The sequence below is a fragment of the Polymorphobacter sp. PAMC 29334 genome, from assembly GCF_019431245.1.
Lineage (GTDB): Bacteria > Pseudomonadota > Alphaproteobacteria > Sphingomonadales > Sphingomonadaceae > Polymorphobacter_B > Polymorphobacter_B megasporae.
Genome location: NZ_CP080243.1, coordinates 1,945,359 through 1,962,788, shown reverse-complemented (window position 1 = coordinate 1,962,788; position 17,430 = coordinate 1,945,359). Strand labels below are relative to the sequence as shown.

The 17,430-nt window shown below is 65.1% G+C and carries 15 protein-coding genes; 4 read left to right on the top strand and 11 right to left on the bottom strand.

Annotated features, from left to right (window positions below):
• Window positions 1-141: 141 nt before the first annotated feature.
• The 3 genes from KZX46_RS13160 to KZX46_RS13150 all read right to left on the bottom strand — a co-directional run bounded on the left by KZX46_RS13160 (window position 142) and on the right by KZX46_RS13150 (window position 3,153).
• A complete protein-coding gene (locus tag KZX46_RS13160) occupies window positions 142-882 on the bottom strand; it encodes an SDR family oxidoreductase (RefSeq protein WP_219774376.1) in 741 nt (246 codons plus the stop codon).
• Window positions 883-1,081: 199 nt separating this feature from the next.
• Complete coding sequence (locus tag KZX46_RS13155; protein ID WP_219774375.1) at window positions 1,082-2,161, bottom strand: radical SAM protein; 1,080 nt, start codon at window positions 2,159-2,161, stop codon at window positions 1,082-1,084.
• A 101-nt stretch (window positions 2,162-2,262) separates the two neighbouring features.
• Window positions 2,263-3,153: a class I SAM-dependent methyltransferase gene (locus KZX46_RS13150; protein WP_219774374.1), complete on the bottom strand. Its 891-nt coding sequence runs from the start codon at window positions 3,151-3,153 to the stop codon at window positions 2,263-2,265.
• A 273-nt stretch (window positions 3,154-3,426) separates the two neighbouring features.
• Here KZX46_RS13150 and KZX46_RS13145 point away from each other — a divergent pair, with 273 nt between their 5' ends.
• A complete protein-coding gene (locus KZX46_RS13145) occupies window positions 3,427-4,554 on the top strand; it encodes a sensor histidine kinase (RefSeq protein ID WP_219774373.1) in 1,128 nt (375 codons plus the stop codon).
• Window positions 4,551-5,282: a LytTR family DNA-binding domain-containing protein gene (locus KZX46_RS13140; RefSeq protein WP_226895946.1), complete on the top strand. Its 732-nt coding sequence runs from the start codon at window positions 4,551-4,553 to the stop codon at window positions 5,280-5,282. The genes KZX46_RS13145 and KZX46_RS13140 overlap by 4 nt, the downstream gene beginning before the upstream one ends.
• Before the next feature lie 42 nt (window positions 5,283-5,324).
• Here KZX46_RS13140 and KZX46_RS13135 read toward each other — a convergent pair whose 3' ends face one another.
• A complete protein-coding gene (locus tag KZX46_RS13135; protein WP_219774372.1) occupies window positions 5,325-5,654 on the bottom strand; it encodes a UrcA family protein in 330 nt (109 codons plus the stop codon).
• Window positions 5,651-5,941, bottom strand: coding sequence for a hypothetical protein (locus tag KZX46_RS13130; protein ID WP_219774371.1), 291 nt, complete (start codon window positions 5,939-5,941; stop codon window positions 5,651-5,653). The genes KZX46_RS13135 and KZX46_RS13130 overlap by 4 nt, the downstream gene beginning before the upstream one ends.
• Before the next feature lie 226 nt (window positions 5,942-6,167).
• Here KZX46_RS13130 and KZX46_RS13125 point away from each other — a divergent pair, with 226 nt between their 5' ends.
• Window positions 6,168-7,028: an OmpA family protein gene (locus tag KZX46_RS13125; protein ID WP_219774370.1), complete on the top strand. Its 861-nt coding sequence runs from the start codon at window positions 6,168-6,170 to the stop codon at window positions 7,026-7,028.
• Window positions 7,029-7,127: 99 nt separating this feature from the next.
• On the opposite strand, the gene KZX46_RS13120 is transcribed toward KZX46_RS13125, so the two are convergent.
• The 4 genes from KZX46_RS13120 to KZX46_RS13105 form a co-directional block, all read right to left on the bottom strand.
• On the bottom strand, window positions 7,128-8,726 hold the full coding sequence (locus KZX46_RS13120; protein ID WP_219774369.1) for a carboxylesterase/lipase family protein: 1,599 nt from the start codon (window positions 8,724-8,726) through the stop codon (window positions 7,128-7,130).
• A gap of 56 nt (window positions 8,727-8,782) precedes the next feature.
• Entirely contained in the window at window positions 8,783-11,749 is a 2,967-nt protein-coding gene (locus tag KZX46_RS13115; RefSeq protein ID WP_219774368.1) for a TonB-dependent receptor domain-containing protein, read from the bottom strand.
• A gap of 232 nt (window positions 11,750-11,981) precedes the next feature.
• Window positions 11,982-12,695, bottom strand: coding sequence for a phage tail sheath C-terminal domain-containing protein (locus tag KZX46_RS13110; protein ID WP_219774367.1), 714 nt, complete (start codon window positions 12,693-12,695; stop codon window positions 11,982-11,984).
• The gene (locus KZX46_RS13105) at window positions 12,695-13,654 is read right to left on the bottom strand and encodes a hypothetical protein (RefSeq protein WP_219774366.1); all 960 of its coding nucleotides are present in this window, start codon (window positions 13,652-13,654) and stop codon (window positions 12,695-12,697) included. Before KZX46_RS13105 ends, KZX46_RS13110 begins: the two co-directional genes overlap by 1 nt.
• Window positions 13,655-13,946: 292 nt before the next feature.
• Here KZX46_RS13105 and KZX46_RS22930 point away from each other — a divergent pair, with 292 nt between their 5' ends.
• Window positions 13,947-14,738 carry a PEPxxWA-CTERM sorting domain-containing protein gene (locus KZX46_RS22930; protein ID WP_226895945.1) on the top strand — a complete coding sequence of 264 codons (792 nt, stop codon included), beginning with the start codon at window positions 13,947-13,949 and terminating at the stop codon, window positions 14,736-14,738.
• Between the two features lie 188 nt (window positions 14,739-14,926).
• Here the strand turns inward: KZX46_RS22930 and KZX46_RS13095 are convergent, their stop codons facing one another.
• Window positions 14,927-15,367: an SgcJ/EcaC family oxidoreductase gene (locus tag KZX46_RS13095; RefSeq protein WP_219774365.1), complete on the bottom strand. Its 441-nt coding sequence runs from the start codon at window positions 15,365-15,367 to the stop codon at window positions 14,927-14,929.
• Window positions 15,368-15,783: 416 nt separating this feature from the next.
• Window positions 15,784-17,391, bottom strand: a complete 1,608-nt coding sequence (locus KZX46_RS13090) for an IS66 family transposase (protein ID WP_219774364.1) — start codon at window positions 17,389-17,391, stop codon at window positions 15,784-15,786.
• Window positions 17,392-17,430: the final 39 nt, after the last annotated feature.

Here is a 17,430-nt window from a genome sequence, read left to right as displayed (position 1 = left end):
CGGGGCGCCCGGAGGCGCAGCCATTGCCTATGGTCCAGTGCGTATCGACTGGTGCCACGGCGTGCAACACTCATGCTGCACCGGCACGCAGAACGGCACGGCGGGCAAGGTCCGCGCCGCCCAGCACTTGCGCGCTATGGATCAAGCGCTCCAGCCGCCGTCGATGTTGTATGTCGAGCCGGTCACGAACGCGGCGTCGGGCGAAGCGAGGTATGCGACCAGCGCCGCAACCTCCGCGGGCGTCCCATGACGCCGGATAGCGAGTGGGCTTCGGCTTGCTTCTGCGTTCGGGCCGGCCGCAGGATTGCGTTCGGTATCGATCGGACCGGGCTGGACGAGATTGGCGGTTATCCCGCGTTCGCCAAGGTCACGCGCCAAGCCGCGGGTCATCCCGCCGAGGGCGGATTTGCTCGCGGCGTACAGCGTCCCGCCGGCACCGGGCATACGATCGGCGACGATGCTGCCGATGGTGATGATCCGTCCCCCGGCCGTCATCATCGCTGCGGCTTTCTTGGCGGCGAGGAACGGCGCGCGGACGTTGATCGCGAACGTGCGATCGAAGACGTCGTCGGCATAGGCATCGAGCGGGCCGACAATCGCCGTTCCGGCAACGCTCACGAGGATGTCGAGGCGGCCGAACTCGGCAAACGCCGCATCCATGGCGTCGTTCAGCGACACCGGATCGCTCGCGTCGGCCTGGATCAGCAGGACCGCGCCACCGTGCGCGCGAAGCTCGCTTGCCAGCGCTTCGGCCTCGTCGGCCCGGCTCAGATAGATGATGGCGACCGACGCTCCGTCGGCAACCATCCGGCGGCTGACACCCGCCCCGATGCCCCTCGCCCCGCCGACGACCACGGCGACTTTATCGATTAGCGATGCCATCTAATCTTCCCTTTGGAGCAGGCGGTTTGTCGCCGTGCGCGAAAGCGCGAGGCCGAGACGTTTGACTGGTAAATTACCGCGGACGAGGCGACGGCAGGCAGCTTTGGCCGAATGCAGGCTTATCGTACAGCGGCGACTGCGGGCCCGTCGTCATGCCGATGCGCCCGATCGGCATGCGTGCGTGGCGCGAAGGCGTTCCTCAGGTCCAGTAGAGTATGCGCGCCGCAGGCAGCCGGGCCGGGATCTCGGCCTCGAAGAAGCCGCGCAGCTCGCGCATCGTCGCGGTGTCGTAGACGTGCTTGATCCCGCCGAACTTGGTGCGTTTCTCGGCGCGCCCCGCGGTCCCCATGTCGAGTGCCGAGCCGGGGTACCAGCTGTCGAGGACTGCCTTCGAACCCGCCGTATAGCGATGCGTGATCAGCTCGACGGTCAGGTCCAGCCCCGGCACGCCGTTCAGCGCGGCAGCGATATCGGCGATCAGGTCGCCGTATGCCGCACGCCAGCCGTCGGCGGCGATGATCGGGGCGATGGTCAGACCGACCTTGTAGCCGGCCTCCCCCATCCGCCGCAGCGCCGCGATCCTTGCCCTGACCGTGCTGGTGCCACCCTCGAAGCGCGCATAGCTGGCGGGGTTGAGCGATGCGCGCATCCGGGTCCGGCCGTTGTGCTCGATCGCAAGCAGGGGCTCTACCGCATCGAACTTGCTGGTGAAGCGAAGCTGGACGTCGGCATCCCAAGCGCCGAAATGCGCGACCAGCGCCGACAGCGCGCCCGTCAGATGCTCGATCGCGAGCGGGTCGGTATAGCAGGATGCTTCGTAGGTCGTGCCCTCGTGCGCCCGGGTCCGTGACCGTGATGTCACCTTGCCCTGCCCGAGATAGGCCGGCAGTGCCGCAAAGATCTCAGGCAGGTTCGCATAGGTGCGCGTGATCGGCGGCCCCTTGAGCGAGCCGGCAAGGTAGCAATAGCTGCAATGCGCCGGGCAACCCTCGGCGAGGTCGACCCGCCAGTCGGCCGACGGCGCGATCGGCTGTAGACGCAGTTTCCCGTGCGGCGCGACGACCACTGCGAGAGTGGACTTGGCGGCCGCATAGCTGTCGTCGGCGGGGAGCATCAGGCGGTCGCCGGTGAGCTCGACGATCGGCAGACCGAGGCTGTCGGCGCGTTCGGCGATCGATCGGCCGTGGTCCCACGCCAGCGCACTTCGGGTGATCAGGACACGCTTTGGCCGCCACAGCCGCGGCGTCGGCGCAAGGTCGGGGTCTGAAGCATCGGCCACACCGGTTCAACCTTCGCCGACGCGCGTCGGCCCGCGCCCACAACGTCGCACGCGTGTAGCGATGCCCCGACGGCAATATGACGTGACGTGACCGCGCCTGGTCAACCGACTTTCTTGAACTTGAGCACGAAACTGTCGGCTTCGCCGATCGCCTGGTATTTGGCGCGGTCCTTGTCGCCAAGCGCGTAGGTGGGGGGCAGCGTCCAGACACCGTGCGGGTAATCCGCCGTGTCCCTCGGGTTCGCGCCAATCTCCGAGGTGCCAACGAGACGGAAACCGGCTTTTTCGACCAGCGCGATCGCATAGTCCTGCCGGAGATAGCCAGTGCGCGCCTGGGGGTCTTGCGGCAGCTTGGCGTTTCCGCGGTGATCCTCGATTCCGAGAATGCCGCCCGGCTTGAGCGTGCGGTGGATCGACCGCAGCATCTGCTGCACGTCGAGGTTCATCGACGGATTGATCCAGTTATGAAGGTTCCGGAAGGTCAGCACCACGTCGGCGGTGCCCGGCGACGCGAGCTCGATATGCTTCTGGCCGAACAAAGCATATTCGACCCGGCCATAGGCGGCGGGATTGGCGTCGAGCCGCCCGGCGAACTTCAGGCCGAGCGCGAAGTTCTGCCCCTCAGGCTCGCCATTGGGGACATCTACGGCGAGGGTCAGCTTGCCGTAGTCGTGCAGATACGGCGCCAGCATTTCAGTCCAGTAGCCGCCGCCTGGCCAGATCTCGATGACCGAGGAACTGGGCGTGACGCCGAAAAAGCGCAACTCCTCGACCGGATGGCGGGCACTGTCGCGCGCGACAAAGTCGGGTGATCGGTTGGCGACCCTCGTGGCCTGCTCGAGCGTCATGTTCTCGGCGAGAACCGGCGCGGCAAGAAGCCCGGCCATGGCTGCAGACATGGCGACCCGAGCCAGCCGCCGCCGGACGCTGCGCCTGCTGGGCGTGACCGCTCGCGGAAATGCGGGCGCTTCGATGACGGGGTTTGCAGACATTCAGACGGCTCCTTGTGGCTGGGACGTGACGGACGGACCGGTCCGGCGTTGGCACCGGGAGGGCGAATTGACGACCGACCTCGACAGCACCGCGATAACCGACGCGGACAGCGCGTGAAGGGTCGCAGGACCAGGTCGGGGCCGGATCAAGGAGGCTCGACTGCCCAGCGTCGCAGACACTGCATACGATCGGTCGACGAAGACCGGATTCCGCTCGACCAACCTCGGCTCGCTGGCTGGGGTTCAGGCGGCGTTGCACCTATGTTGGCACGGATGATTGCAGTACCGAACGCATCCAGCGAAGAACCTTCGCGCCGCTGGTCGAGCGCAGTCTTTGCGCTGTCGACCGCGTCCGGTGCGTGGCTGCTCTATCTCGCCGTCGTGATCCTGCGGTGCATCGTCTACGGCTTCAAACATCCGACGATGCTGATCGAACGGCACGCGCTGACCGCGCTCGTCGCGATTGGCATGGCGGCGCTGCTGTACCTTTTGCTCAGCCGGATCGAGAACGCGCCCATGCGACGACGTCTGGCCGCCGCGTTGCTCGGGGCGGCACCGCCCGCGCTCTTACTGTCCTTCATTAACTACAACGTCATGTACGTCTTCGTCCCCCAGGCATTCCGCGACGCCATGGGCGTCGACGTGCATCTCAGCCTGTTGGGTGAAGTGCTGTCGTCCGCGATCGAGAATTACTTCGTCTTCGCTGCCTGGGCCGCGCTTTACACTGCCGTATCGCATGCGGTGCAGACGCAGGACCTGCTGCGCCGCGCGGCGACATCCGAGGCGGCGGCGCGATCCGCCGAACTGCGCGCCCTGCGCTACCAGCTCGACCCGCATTTCCTGTTCAATGCGCTCAACACGGTCTCGGGCCTGATGCTGAGCGGGGACGTGCCGGGCGCGGATCGGACGATCGAGGCCCTGTCCTCGTTCCTGCGCGCGACGCTCGCGATGGACGCCTCGGCGGATATCAGCCTGACCGAGGAGCTCCAGTTGCAGCGGCTTTACCTACAGATCGAGCAGGTGCGCTTTGGTGACCGTCTGGCCGTCGAGGTGTCGGTGCCCGAACTGCTCGGCAACGCGATGGTGCCCGCCCTGCTGTTGCAGCCGATCGTCGAGAACAGCATCCGCCACGCCGTTGCCCGCTCGACCAAGCCCGTCCACATTGCCGTGGCCGCGCAGGTGAACGGCGAAACGCTTGTCATCACCGTTGCAAATGACGGCCCCGACGGACGGGCGACAGGAGGGCATGGCCTCGGTCTCGCCAACGTGGCGTCCCGCCTGGCGCTCCGCTACGACGGCAAGGCCAGGTGTGAGTATCGCCAGTCCAGCGACGGCGGCTTCGTGACGCGGATCACGCTGCCGCTGCGTTTCGGCCAGCCGAGCCGGGCGCTCGCCGCGTGAGCGACGCCGTCCTGCGCACCTTGATCGTCGATGACGAGGCGGTGGCGCGCGAACGGATGAAGCTGCAATGCGCCGGGGTCGACGGGGTCGAGGTGGTGGGCACGGCCGGTGACGGCCACGCCGCGCTCGAGGCCATCGCCGCCCTGTCACCCGACCTCGTGCTGCTCGATATCGCCATGCCGGGCCTGGACGGAATCGCGGTCGCCGAAGCGATCGGCCATTTGGCGAATCGTCCCGCGATCGTGTTCTGCACTGCCTATGATCGACACGCGCTCGAAGCGTTCGAGGTCTCCGCAATCGACTATTTATTGAAGCCGGTCTCGCGCGACCGTCTCAGCCGTGCGGTCGACAAGGCGCGGCTGTTTCGCTCCGGTCCCGCGACGGTCATCGAGCGGCGATGGCTCGATGAGCTGTGGGTGCCGCATCGCGGCGCGATGATCCGGATCGCGACCGACGATCTCGACCGGATCGAGGCCGAGCGCGATTACGTTCGACTTTGGATCGGGGCGGTCAGCTACCTGCTGCTTGATGCCATCACCCGCATCGAGGGCAGGCTGAACCCGGAGACATTCATCCGGCTGCGTCGATCGGTGATCGTTCGCCGCGATTTCATCGCGAGCATTCGCCACGAAGGCGCGGGCGTCTGGAGTGCGCAGTTGGTCAACGGCGCCGCGGTCAGGGTCGGGCCGACCTACCTCGCCGAGCTGAAAGCATCGCTCAAGGCATAGTCGACGCGCCGCGAACGATCGCCGCGGCGCGCCGGAGTGACGTCAGGATGCAGCGGCTTCGGGACTGCGGGGCTCGGCATTGGCCGCAGCGATCAGGCAGTCGGCCTGGGCACGGCCGTGCTTTCGCGCCTTGGCCATTGCGATTTTCGCGCCATTCAAGGGCGTGTAGATTTGATCGCGCGTGCCACCGCTCAGCCTGTTGATCGTAGCGTCGATCCGGCTGCGCAGCGTCGCTGCGCCCAGCGGGTCGCTCAGATTGAGATCACCGTAATGCACGATCGCCTGCGGTGCTTCGACGGCCGCCGAAGGTAGACCGGCGATCGCACCGGACGCGGGGACGACGGCGAGAAAGAGGGCAAGTATAGTCTTCATGCTTCGGCTCCAATCGGGATCACTCGAAAGACGCCAATCAGCATCTCCGTCGCCGGCCTGGGCTTTCTCGTTCGGAGGCGCAGCATCACATCGACGAACCCTTTATTCCGATCTTCCAACCGGTTGATCTGCGGCGTGTCGGCGTCGGCTATAGCAAGGCATTCCCCGTCAGCGGGAAACGTCACTGGTGGCGTAATCGCGCATCGGTCCGGCACACGTCGCAACCGCTCGCCGTACCTTCCGGTCTCCCTGTCGGCTTCACCGGTGACTTTGCGCTGGCTGTTCATCTGGCAGCAAGTTTGGCGAGACCAACCCTAGGGGCGCTGTGCCGTTGGGGTCCTCGTGTCCGCTGCGGCGCATGGCGTGAAGCGACGCAGGACGGGCCGATGTTTCGGGTCGTATCGGCGGGGAGGCGTGGGGGGATTTCATGACCGGTTGTTTAGCCCTTTTCACCGCGCCGAAGTCGCAGGACGTCAGCGCAGGACGAACCGTTTTTGCTGAAGGAGATGCTTGATGAGCGCCATTTCAAAGAGTTCCAGTGTCCTTTTTCTACTGACCGCGTTCACCGCCGCGGTACCGGCGACTTCCATTGCCCAGCAGACCGCGCCAGCGGCTGACCTCGCGGTGAAGATGACAACCTCGCCGCCGTCGAGGGGCCCCGACCTCAAGGGCATCATCTCCGCGCGCAGTGGTGACCAAATCCAGATCTCGGCCGCCGACGGGACCAAGACGGTCGTCGGTATCAACGCTGACACCAAGGTCAAGGCCAGCAAGGGCTTTCTCAGTCTCGGGCGCAGCACGCTTGCCGCGAATTCCCTGCTCAACGGCTTGCCGGTCACGGTCAGAACGATGCATGCCGGCGATGCGCTCGTCGCGGACCAGATCAATCTGCGAAACAACGACTACAAGATCGCCAGCATGATCCGCAACGGCACCGACCAGGGCTTCGACGAGCAGACGGCGTCAACCGGGGCATTACGCGGGCGCGTCGCCGATATCGGCCAGTACAATATCAAGGGCACGACGAACGTGAACTTCGACACCGGCAAGACGGTGCTGTCGGCACAGGGCCGCGCCGATCTTTGTGCCGCCGCCGCCAAGGCGGACAGCATGAAGAACGCCTTCATCCTTGTCGTCGGTTATACGGATTCGACGGGAGGCGAGGATTATAACCAGCGCCTGAGCGAGAAGCGGGCAAACCGCGTCGTCAATTATGTTCAGCAGGCCTGCGGCTGGAAACCATATCGCATGCTAACCCCCACCGGAATGGCGAAGGCCGACCCGCTGGCGAGCAACGACAGCGTCGAAGGCAAGGCACAGAACCGCCGCGTTGCCGTGAACATCCTCGTCAGCAAAGGTCTCGATGGGCTGTAAGCGGCTCGGGGCAGGTCCGCCTGCCCCGTGCCCGTCGGCATAGGGTCGCTGGCCGAGCAGCCGTCGCTTGAGCGTCGGCTTCCACGGTGGCCTATCCGGTCAGTCCCGCGGTGCCCCGCCGGGCGCGAGCGGGCGTTCCTGTGTGCGGAAGAAGTCGAACTTCCGGCTATCTGGCCACGCCGCGACGCCAGCAGTCGTGCCGAGTTCGGCAAGCATCGGCTTGGCCGGATCATAGCGCGGCCATTCGAGCGCCGGGGTCGTCGGGATGCCCGAGCGCGCGAACGCGACCAGCGACGCCGTCATCGCGTGGCTAAAGGCACGGTCGGCTGCCGTCCAGTCGCGGGTGTGGCGGAAGCGGTTGAAGCTATCGAGCGTGCCGAGCCAGAACGGCACCTCCGACGTGTGATACGCCCCCGCCGTCGCCGGATCGAGATCGGAGAAGCTCACCCCCGCCGCGTAGGAATGGCTCCGGGAAAATTCGTAACTGAAGACGGGGCTGTGTCCGTGCGTCGCCTGTGCGGCGGCCCACGCGCCCATGCTCGACGCCATCGTGCTGTCGCGATCGGCGGTCCGCGCGGCGGCGCGCGCCTGTTCGTCGGTCGTTGCCGGATAAAGCGCGAGGAAGTCATCGGCATGCGCGCCAAAGCGCGCCGCTGCCTTCGCCCGATAGTCGGCGAGATCCTTGACCGGCCCGATGCCGCCAAACGATTCGTCGTGGGTGAAGCCAAGGATCAACGGCACGTCATTCTGCGCCGACTTGGCAAAGATATGCTCGATCGTGTCGGGCAGGACATAGCCGTCCTGGTTCGGCCCGACACCCGGCCCGCCGGGGACGCGCGGAACGACGATCCGGTCGGCAGGCATGGCGCGCAAGTCGGCGAGGCTGGCGCCCTTGAGGACGTGCTCGAGCTTGACCCCCTCCTGCTCGGCGGCGGCGAGCGTCGGCATCGGGATGACCCCGCCGATCTGGGCCCCGCTCATGCCGACGGCGCGCTGGAACAGACCCTTGGCAAGCGGGCTCGCCTGGAGGGTCAGGACCGACATCGATCCCGCCGACTGGCCGGCGATGGTGACGTTGTCGGGGTCGCCGCCGAACGCCGCGATGTTGCGCTTGACCCATTTCAACGCGGCGATCTGGTCAAGGAAGCCGTAGTCTCCCGATGTCTTGTGTGGCGATTCAGCCGACAATTCGGGAAGCGCCATGAAGCCCAGCGGGCCGACGCGGTAATTGAAATTGACGAAGACGGCGCCGGCCTCCGCGACCGCTTCGCCGCCGTACAACGCCATGCTCGACGAGCCGATGTAAAACCCGCCGCCGTAGATGAAGACGATCACGGGTGCTTTTTTCAGACCGGGTTTCGCCCAGACGTTCAAGTACAGGCAGTCTTCGCTCGTCACCTCGGCCCCGGAATACTGGTTCGCTTGCAGCCCGCGCTGCTGCTGCATGCACTGCGGCGCGAGGCGATCGGCGTGATAGACCCCGGTCCATGGCGTAACCGGCTGCGGGTCGCGCCAGCGCAGGTCGCGAACCGGCGGTGCCGCATAAGGAATGCCGCTGAAGGCGCGCACGCCCGATGGCAGCTGGGTGCCCTCGATGCGACCGGCGGCAACCGCGACGGTCGGATCAGCCGGACCTGCCGCCCCGGCCGCGGTGACGAGGCTTAGGCACGCCGTGGCAAGCAAGAGTGAAACGCGCATGGCATCCTCCATCGGCCCCGGCGGTCCGCCCGGGGCTGCGGTCGGCGCGGCGTGGTTCAGAGCGCGAAGCGGATACCGCCCTTGAAGGTGCGCCCGAGCAGATCGTAATAGGCACTTCCGGTCGCCGGCAGCGGCGGGTCGCGATCGAACAGGTTGTCGATGTTGAAATAGACGACGATGTTCTTCGACGTCGGCAGCTTGTAGCGCAGCCCGATGTCGAGATAGGCGGCGGCATGGATATGATTGTCGGTAATGCTCGTCGCCAGCGCGGGGTTGTATCCGGCCTGGTCGGGTCCGAACAATCCGTTGTTCTGGTACGACGGCGAGACGTAGCGGACGTTGCCGTTGAACCCGAGCGCGCCGACTTCGTAATCGAGGGTCAGGTTGAGCAGCCACTTCGGCAGCCCCGCCGGTCCGCCGAACGCAGCACCGGTTTGGCCGGCGCGATCGATGCCGTTCGGGAACAGTGTCGAGACGTCAGTCGACGACTTGAAGGTGAGAACATGGGTCGCGAGAAGGTTGAGGTTGACGACCCCGGGCAGTCCCACCTCGGCGAGCGGCTGGCGATAGCTTGCCTGGAGATCGAGGCCGGTCGTCTTGAACTCGGCAACATTCGCCGTCACGCCCTGGACGCCGGTCATCTGCCCGCTGACATTATTATTATTGGCAAAACTGATCAGCGAACAGAATGAATTGCCCGAGTAGACCCCGCCGATGAAGCAGTTGTTGACGACGCCCTGCGTGCTGGTCGACGTGATCGCGTCGCTGATCCGGATGTTATAGTAATCGACCGAGAAATGGACCTTGTTGAAGAAGCTCGGCTGATACGTTGCGCCGATCGTCTGGGTGATCGACTTTTCGGGCTTGAGGTTGGGATTGCCGCCGGTGAAGAAGCCGGCCACATTTGTCGGGCGCGCAACCCCCGGTCGCGGATCGGTCGGCAGCGGCAGCGACGGGGTCTGCGGCGTGTACAGCTCGATCAGGTTCGGCGCGCGGATGTCGCGTGACCGGGTCGTGCGGAACAACAGGCCGCCGACGACTTCCCATGTCAGCCCGGCTTTCCACGTCACGACGCTGCCCGACGTACTGTAATTGGTGAACCGCGCTGCGCCGTTGAAATCTATCTTGCGCGCGAACCACGTATCGCGGGCGAGCGGCACGATCGTCTCGGCATACCCTTCGACGATGTTCTGGCTGACCGTCGGCAGCGCCAGCCCGGCAGTGGTCAGCCATGCCCCGGACTGCGACAGCGGGTCGGACACTAGCCGGACCGACTCCCGGCGATATTCGACACCGCCACCGACCGAAACCGGACCTGCCCAAGTCGAAAACGGTTCGCCCTGAAGGTTCGCCGCGACATCGTGCATGACGGTCTTGCCCGATCCGGTGGCGGTGCCGAGAATGTAGCTGGCGGCGGACGAGGACACGTTCGGGGTGCCAAGGATATTGATCGGGACGCATCCCGCGGCACCGCTGCGGCAGACGATCTGGCCGTTGACCCGCACCGCATCGAGCGCATTACGGAAGTTCGTGTTGTTGAAATCGTTGAAGATCGACACGTGCGACGTGTTCTGGCCGAACAGATACGACGCATCCCATTTCCATGATCCGCCGAAATTCCCCTGCACTCCGGTCTGGACGCGGATGAGCTCGTCGTTGATCTGGCGGACGTTGGGGCCGAACCCCTGCCCCGAATAACCGACCGACAGACCCGCTGCCGGGACCTGCGCAAGCTGGGCGGGGGTCAGCGCCTGCGCGAGATACGGATTGTCCTTGGCGATCGTCAGCGCCGGCCCTGCCCCGGCACCGTCGCGGCGGATCAGGATGATGCACGTCGTCGTCACGTTCGAGTAAAGCGGCGTGACATAAACGGTGACGCGGTCACTCAGGTCGTACGACAGCTTGCCCATCGCGTTGTACCGCGTCTGCGCCGGGTGAAGTTGTTGCGGATTTAGGTTGTTGATGCCCGCCGCAGTATTGGCCGCGAGCGCTGCCGGGGTGAAAAAGTCGAGGCTGGAGGTCAGGTTGCTCAGGCCGGGCGCGAACGCGGTCGTCGTGACGCCGCCGCTTGCGGTCGGCACGAAGGCGAGGCCTTTGAGAGCGCCGTTCGACAGGATCAGCCCGCCGCTCGTCGCCGTGCCGAAGTAATTGCCGTTCGGCCCGAGGACCGTGCTCGGCGTGCCGGTCGGGCGGTTGGTGATGACGACGCCGTTATACTGCGTCCGCCCCCAGTCGCGCACGGTGTTGTAATAACCGGTGCCGCCGTCGTCGTTGTATTCGAAGCCGGCGACGACATGCCCGCGACCGTTGGCGAAGGTCGTACCCGCAGCGAGTGTGACGAACCTGTCCTTGGCGTCGCCGTAGCGGGTTGCGCCGTACTGAGCCGAACCCTTGAGGCCCTCGAAGTGATCGTCGAGCTGGAAGTTGATGACGCCGGCGACGGCATCGGAGCCGTAGGCGGCTGATGCACCGCCGGTGACGACGTCCGAATTACGGATCAGCACGGTCGGAATGACGTTGAGGTCGGTCGACCCTGCCGACGTCGCGAGACCCGGGACGATCGTCTGCGGCAACCGCGCACGATCGAGCAGCACCAGCGTTCGCGTCGGCCCGAGGCCGCGAAGGTCGGCAAGGAACGCGCCCGAATTGCCGAGGCCGCCGGCGTTGGGCGACACGGCCGCGCGGAAAGACGGCACCTTGTTCAGTGCATCGCCGATACTGGTCAGCGCGCGGTCCTGGACGAATTCCTGGCTGACCACCGTCGTCGGCGTCGGCGACGTGAACCCGTCGCGCGAAAGGCGCGACGACGTGATGACAATGTCCTGCGGCTCGGTCGCCGTGTCCGCCGGTGTCGCGGTCGATGCCGACGCGGGGGTCGCGCTGGCGACCGTCGCTTGCTGAGCCGACGCGGAACTGGCGATGAAGATGCCGGACACGGTCAGGAGAAGTGCCGAGTGCAACGACAGTCGCGCCGACGGCATCGCCAAGTCGCGGATGCATGACGTCAATCGTTTTTCGAACATCGGAAATCTCCCCCAAGAGCCGCTTACCGCAGTCAAATTTGGTCTGACCAATCGTTAAACCGATCGCTTAGGGGATGACCAATTGATTTTACCATTGTTCGAGCATCAATTTCATTGATGCAACGTCACGTCGATAACGACTTTGGGAGATTGGATCTTGAACCGCGACGGTTAGCTCTCGCGTAAACGGTTTGCCGGGGTGATGCTAAGGCAGCGAAGGCGGCCTGTGTGCCTAAGTCGGTTGCGCAGTGGCCTGTTCGATCCGGATGATCAGGAACTCCGCCGGCCGGGTTGGGGCGACGCCGACGACGATCCTGACGATACCTTGTTGCACGTCGGCCTGCGAGGTCGTCGTTGCGTCGCACTGGACGAAGAAGGCAGCTCCCGGGGTCGCGCCGCTGAACGCGCCGGCGACGAAGAGGCCCTGCAGGACTACGTTGATCTCCATCCGGATCCGGCTCCATAGCGCGGCATCGTTGGGTTCGAAGACGACCCATTTTAGGCTTTGAGACAGCGACCGCTCGATGAGGTCGACGAGCCGGCGGACGCTGATGTACTTCCAATCACTGCCGAATTCGTCGGCCCCGGCCATTGTCCGCGCCCCCCAGCACAGCGGCCGGTGATTGGGAAAATTGCGCAGGACGTTGATGCCGGCGCTATTCAGCAGGCCATTGGCGGCGTCGTCGACCTTTAGGGAAATTTGAACGCCGGCCAGGGTGGCCTCGATCCCCGCGGGGGCTTTCCAGACCCCGATCGCAGCGTCCGTGCGTGCGATGACCCCGGCGATCGTTCCCGACGGACCGACGATGCGGCTGCGCCCGCCGTCGAGCGGATCCAGCAGTTGCAAGGTCGGCGCGTAGGTCGCACTGCCGAAGCTGCTTCCCGACGAGAAGCCGGCGGCTTTCATCGCGGCTGGCAGATCGCGCAGCTGAACGAGCGTGGTCATCATCGCTGCCGGAATGTCGAACAGGTAGATCGCATGCGAGCAATGCAGAACGCATTCGCGGCGTCGAACACGATCTTGGCGGCGTCGGCCGGCAGATCGATCGTGTCGGGAATGCACAGCAAGTCGAAATCGTCGGACGCGATGGCCGTCAACTGGTCCAGCCAGCCGGGCTCGCGCGCGGCGGGGGTGGCGGAGGGGTCGAGGTCGGCGATCGTCGGCAGCGCACCGTCGACACCGCCGGTCAGCGCGACCCAAATCTCCAAGGGTGTCGACGCCGCATCGCCGCCGGTCGCAGCCGGATACGCCCCCGCGGCGATAGGCGATCCTGCCACGGAGAGCGATATGAGCGACGACCGTCCGTTGACCACTTCGAGGGCGTTGCCGACCGCGCCCGGCGTCAGCGTCAGCCCGCGATAGTCTTCGCGGGTCAATGACACCGTTGTGCCCCCCGCGTCGGCGGTCTCGCTGACGGCGAGGCTGAAGGTTCCGCCCGGATCAATCGCGATGAAGACGCGAAGCGCGTTGCCCGAGCCGCCGGGGTTTGCCGCGGTGACGATCAATTTCGCGTCGGTGTCGCCTTCGACGTTGGCGACAGCCGGTCGCCCGGCATGATCCGGGGCATCGATCGTCTGGGGTGCGGTCATGCCATCCGAGGGCGGATGTATTGGAATTGCCGTCGCGGCAAGTTGGGCATCGGTGACCAGGCGGACGATCCAGGCATCTGCGCCGCCGTTCGCGAAGAATTGATGGACGGCATAGGCCGCCTCGCTCTCCCGGTGCAGGCCGCCGAATTCGGCCTCGAATTGGGCCAAGCCGTCGATCCGGGTGGCGCGCCCCACCGGACCGCGCGGAAACCAGCCGACGAACGCCGCCGTCGATGTCGGCACAGCCGTGACACCGGCCGCGCTGCTCGGCACCTCGGATACATAGACCCCCGGGTATGTGACGGTGACCGGCACGACAGTTCCCCTTGCAGACGTCTGGCATGTCCGACGGGCATGCGGGAGCCGCATCTAACGCCAAGGTGGCGGCTTCTGACCAGACCCTATGGACCGTCCAGCGCGAGGTGGAGCCGCTCGGACGGGGAGAACGTGGCCGAACGCAATCACCGCCGTGCGTGCTCGCAACAGTACGCCATCAGACAATCGGTGCAATTCTAAACAATCTTGAGACAAGATTAATTATCTGTTAATTAGCCCTCGAATCAGCAGCTTGCATCGTGTGAAGCTAGCTTGAAGGGGGATCGTTCCGATGAAGACTTATCTAACTCTGGCACTTGCCGGTAGCATCGTCTCGGCGACCGCCGCCCAGGCGACCAACGTCGTTCACGTCACCCCGGCGAACATGCAGGGCTGGAGCGACGTCACGAGCGAAAGCGGCGGTGGCGGCAACGCCGAAATCACCGGCGACGCATACGACGGCAATGGCTCGGTCGCTGCCCACGGCGACCGTGACCGCTTTGTCCTCGGCGGCGAGTTCGGCCTGTACGGCAATCCGAATACCGACGGTGGCGTGAATAATCTCGGCACGTTGTCGAACTTCACCAACTTGAGCTTCAGCTACAAGGTCGATTCAATGTCGACGAGCTCGATCAATCCGCTTTACGGTCCGGCGCTTCGCATCGTGTTCTGGCAGGGCAATGTCAAAGACGAACTCGTCTTCGAGCAGGCCTATCAGGCCGGCGGTTACGGCGCGGCGGCCGCGAAAGGCACGTGGAACGTCACCAGCGCTGACTCCACCTTCTATCTGAAAAGCACCGGCAACGAGAACAACGAGAAGACGCTGGCGCAATGGGTGTCGAGCAACAATCTCGGCACCGCGACCGTCGGCGGCGTCTATGTCGGTGTCGGCAGCGGCGCCGGATCGGGCGTGTTCGTCCACTACGACGACATCATCGCCGGTGCGAACGAGTATAAGTTCGACCTGTCCGCCGCAGCCGCTGCGGTTCCCGAGCCGGCGACCTGGGCGATGATGATCGGCGGTTTCGGCTTCGTCGGCGCCAGCATGCGCCGCCGCTCGGGCCGCCCTGCCCGCGCTGCCTGACGCGCAGCACCCGCAATGCCGTCGAGCAAGACGGCGTTGCGGGTGGTCGCTGCAGCGCTGACCTGCCGGAGCCGCGGTCTGAGGGCTTTCAGGACAAGGCTTCAGTCAGCTGCCGCTAGCGACGGCCCCGAAACGATGCGCACTCAGCAATCGCGCTAATTGCATCGGGATATCGACGTTCTACCGGGTCAGAATACCGTTTCGCGATCGTGCCAAGCCCGGTCGAACGTTTGCCGGGCCTCGGCAATCTCCTTGGGTCCAGGAAGCACCGTGCCGTCAAAGGCAATGAATCGCGCGTCATCGGCAAAGGTCGCGGCGAACCAGTCGGCATCGCCTGCCTGCCACGCGTCAGTCAGTTCCCCGAACAGCTTTGCGACATCACGCTCGACCGACGAGCCCTCGCGATCGGCTCCATCTTGCTCGGCTAATCGATGCTGTCGAGGGCAAGTCGGATTTTGATCGGGTGGAAACTCGGTCTTCACCGGCTCGGCAACGGCTTGATGTTCACGCAGCTTGCTCGGTGTCGTCCCGAATGCTTTTCGAAAGCTGCGTAACAGGGCGGCCTGATCACGAAAGCCGTAGCGCGCGGCGACTTCGACCAGAGTGCTCTTGTTGAGCGGGTTGCACATCGCGCGATGCACCGCGAGGCGGTCGTCGACCAGGCGGGTCGAGCGACAGAGACCAGCCGCATGACCCAGAATCCCGGTGAGCTACGCCAGACGTCCCATATGTGCGGTTTAGCGCCGAAATCGACATTTATGGCCATTTGGTAAGCTGGCGATTCGTCGCCGGCCTATATATGGCCATTCCAGAGGGCAGTTGAGAGCTGGTTCGAATAAATCGGCTCAAGGGTAGGTTGCAGAATTCCTTTCGTGACGGGGTTCTAAGATTTTCATAGAAATAACGAGGGTTGATGATGACGAGGCGGAGTCTAATCGTAGCGACGTGCGCATGTGTGTTCGGCCTAGGGGCGCCTCAGGCCGTGGACGCAAGCACGGTGCTGACGTTCCAGGTGAACGTAACGTAAGCGATGTGCCGAGGCCCTTCAGGCTTGGAAGTTCCACGGCATGAGCTGATTGAGGTTCTGGCTGGAGTGTCCGCGGGCAAGGCGCTCGAGGGTGTCGGTGAGCCAGGCGAGTGGATCGACGGCGTTGAGCTTGGCGGTCTCGATGAGGCTGGCGATGACGGCCCAGTTGTCGCCGCCGTCGTCGGAGCCGGCGAACAGGGCGTTCTTGCGGTTAAGGGCAATGGGCCTGATGGTCCGCTCGACGGTGTTGCTGTCCATCTCAACGCGGCCGTCTTCGACGAACAGCGTCAGGCCGGTCCGTCGCGAGGTAGCGTAGCGGATCGCTTCGGCCAGCTTGCTCTTGGCGCTGACCAGGGGGAGCCGGGCGGTGAGCAGTCGGAACAGCGCGTCGACGATCGGCTTGCTCTTCTCTTGCCGCAAAGCGCGACGGGCTTCGGCGTCCTTCCCGCGGATCTCGTCCTCGATGGCGTAGAGCGCCTTGATCAGCTGTAGTGCCTCGGTGGCCGTTGGTGAGGCGTCGGCCCTGGCGAGCTCGAAGAACTTGCGGCGCGCATGGGCCCAGCAGAACGCGAGCGCCACGTCATTGCGGCGGCCGAGCTTGTTGTAACCGGCATAGCCATCGACCTGCAGGATGCCGCTGAACCCGGCGAGATGTGCCAGTGGCCGCTCGGACTTGCGGTCGGGCGCGTAGATGAAGGCCACCGCCGGCGGATCGGTGCCGCCCCATGGTCGATCATCGCGGGCATAGGCCCAGATCTGCCCGGTCTTGGTGCGTCGTCGTCCTGGATCGAGCACCGGTGCCGTCGTCTCGTCGGCGAACAGCCTTGGTCCCCGCTTCAGGACAGCAAGCAGGTGATCCCGCAGCGGCGTCAGCCACCAGGCGGCGCGGCCGGTCCAGTCTGCCAATGTCGAACGGTCAAGGTTGACGCCCTGACGGGCGTAGATCTGGGCCTGGCGGTAGAGCGGCAGATGATCGGCGTACTTGGAGACCAGCACCTGCGCGACCAGCGCGTCGGTCGGCAGCCCGCCTTCGACGATCCGCGGCGGTGCCGGCGCCTGCACGACCTGGCCGTCGCAGGCACGGCACGCATAACGCGGACGGCGGGTCACCAGCACCCGGAAAGCTGCCGGCACCACGTCGAGGCGTTCGGCCACATCCTCGCCGATGGCATGGAGATCACCGCCGCAGCAGGCACACTGCTTGCTGTCGACGTCGATCAGTTGCTCGACGCGTTCAAGATGCGCCGGCAGCTGGCCGCGGTTGGTACAGCGCTGCTTCTCGGCGCGCGCGTTGGGTGAACTGATCGTATCCAGCTTCGCTTCCACCTTGGCGAGGGCGATGCCGAGATCCTCGAGCACCAGCTCGAGCTGGTCGTCGTCAAGCTTCTCCGAGCGGGGACCGAACCGGTGACGCATGAAGGCGGCAATGATGCTGTTCAGCCGAGCGATCTCGGCATCGGCTTCAGCCTGGACGACGGCGTTCTGCTCAGCTTCGGCGCTAATGCGCGCGACCTCCGCCGTCGCGTGCTCCACCTTCGCCATGAGCCGCGCCGTCTCGGCGTGGGCGGCGACGATCATGGCGCGGAGCACCTTGGGATCGTCGGGAAGATCAGCTACGGCGAGCATGATAGCGGTAGTGAATCACGCGCGCGCACGCGCGTCGAG

Excerpts from the sequence above, each read along its gene's own strand:
- KZX46_RS13160 (WP_219774376.1), bottom strand. The coding sequence starts at position 882 with ATGGCATCGCTAATCGATAAAGTCGCCGTGGTCGTCGGCGGGGCGAGG.
- KZX46_RS13150 (WP_219774374.1), bottom strand. The coding sequence starts at position 3,153 with ATGTCTGCAAACCCCGTCATCGAAGCGCCCGCATTTCCGCGAGCGGTC.
- KZX46_RS13145 (WP_219774373.1), top strand. The coding sequence starts at position 3,427 with ATGATTGCAGTACCGAACGCATCCAGCGAAGAACCTTCGCGCCGCTGG.
- KZX46_RS13135 (WP_219774372.1), bottom strand. The coding sequence starts at position 5,654 with ATGAAGACTATACTTGCCCTCTTTCTCGCCGTCGTCCCCGCGTCCGGT.
- KZX46_RS13130 (WP_219774371.1), bottom strand. The coding sequence starts at position 5,941 with ATGAACAGCCAGCGCAAAGTCACCGGTGAAGCCGACAGGGAGACCGGA.
- KZX46_RS13125 (WP_219774370.1), top strand. The coding sequence starts at position 6,168 with ATGAGCGCCATTTCAAAGAGTTCCAGTGTCCTTTTTCTACTGACCGCG.
- KZX46_RS13120 (WP_219774369.1), bottom strand. The coding sequence starts at position 8,726 with ATGCGCGTTTCACTCTTGCTTGCCACGGCGTGCCTAAGCCTCGTCACC.
- KZX46_RS13115 (WP_219774368.1), bottom strand. The coding sequence starts at position 11,749 with ATGTTCGAAAAACGATTGACGTCATGCATCCGCGACTTGGCGATGCCG.
- KZX46_RS13110 (WP_219774367.1), bottom strand. The coding sequence starts at position 12,695 with ATGACCACGCTCGTTCAGCTGCGCGATCTGCCAGCCGCGATGAAAGCC.
- KZX46_RS22930 (WP_226895945.1), top strand. The coding sequence starts at position 13,947 with ATGAAGACTTATCTAACTCTGGCACTTGCCGGTAGCATCGTCTCGGCG.
- KZX46_RS13095 (WP_219774365.1), bottom strand. The coding sequence starts at position 15,367 with ATGTGCAACCCGCTCAACAAGAGCACTCTGGTCGAAGTCGCCGCGCGC.
- KZX46_RS13090 (WP_219774364.1), bottom strand. The coding sequence starts at position 17,391 with ATGCTCGCCGTAGCTGATCTTCCCGACGATCCCAAGGTGCTCCGCGCC.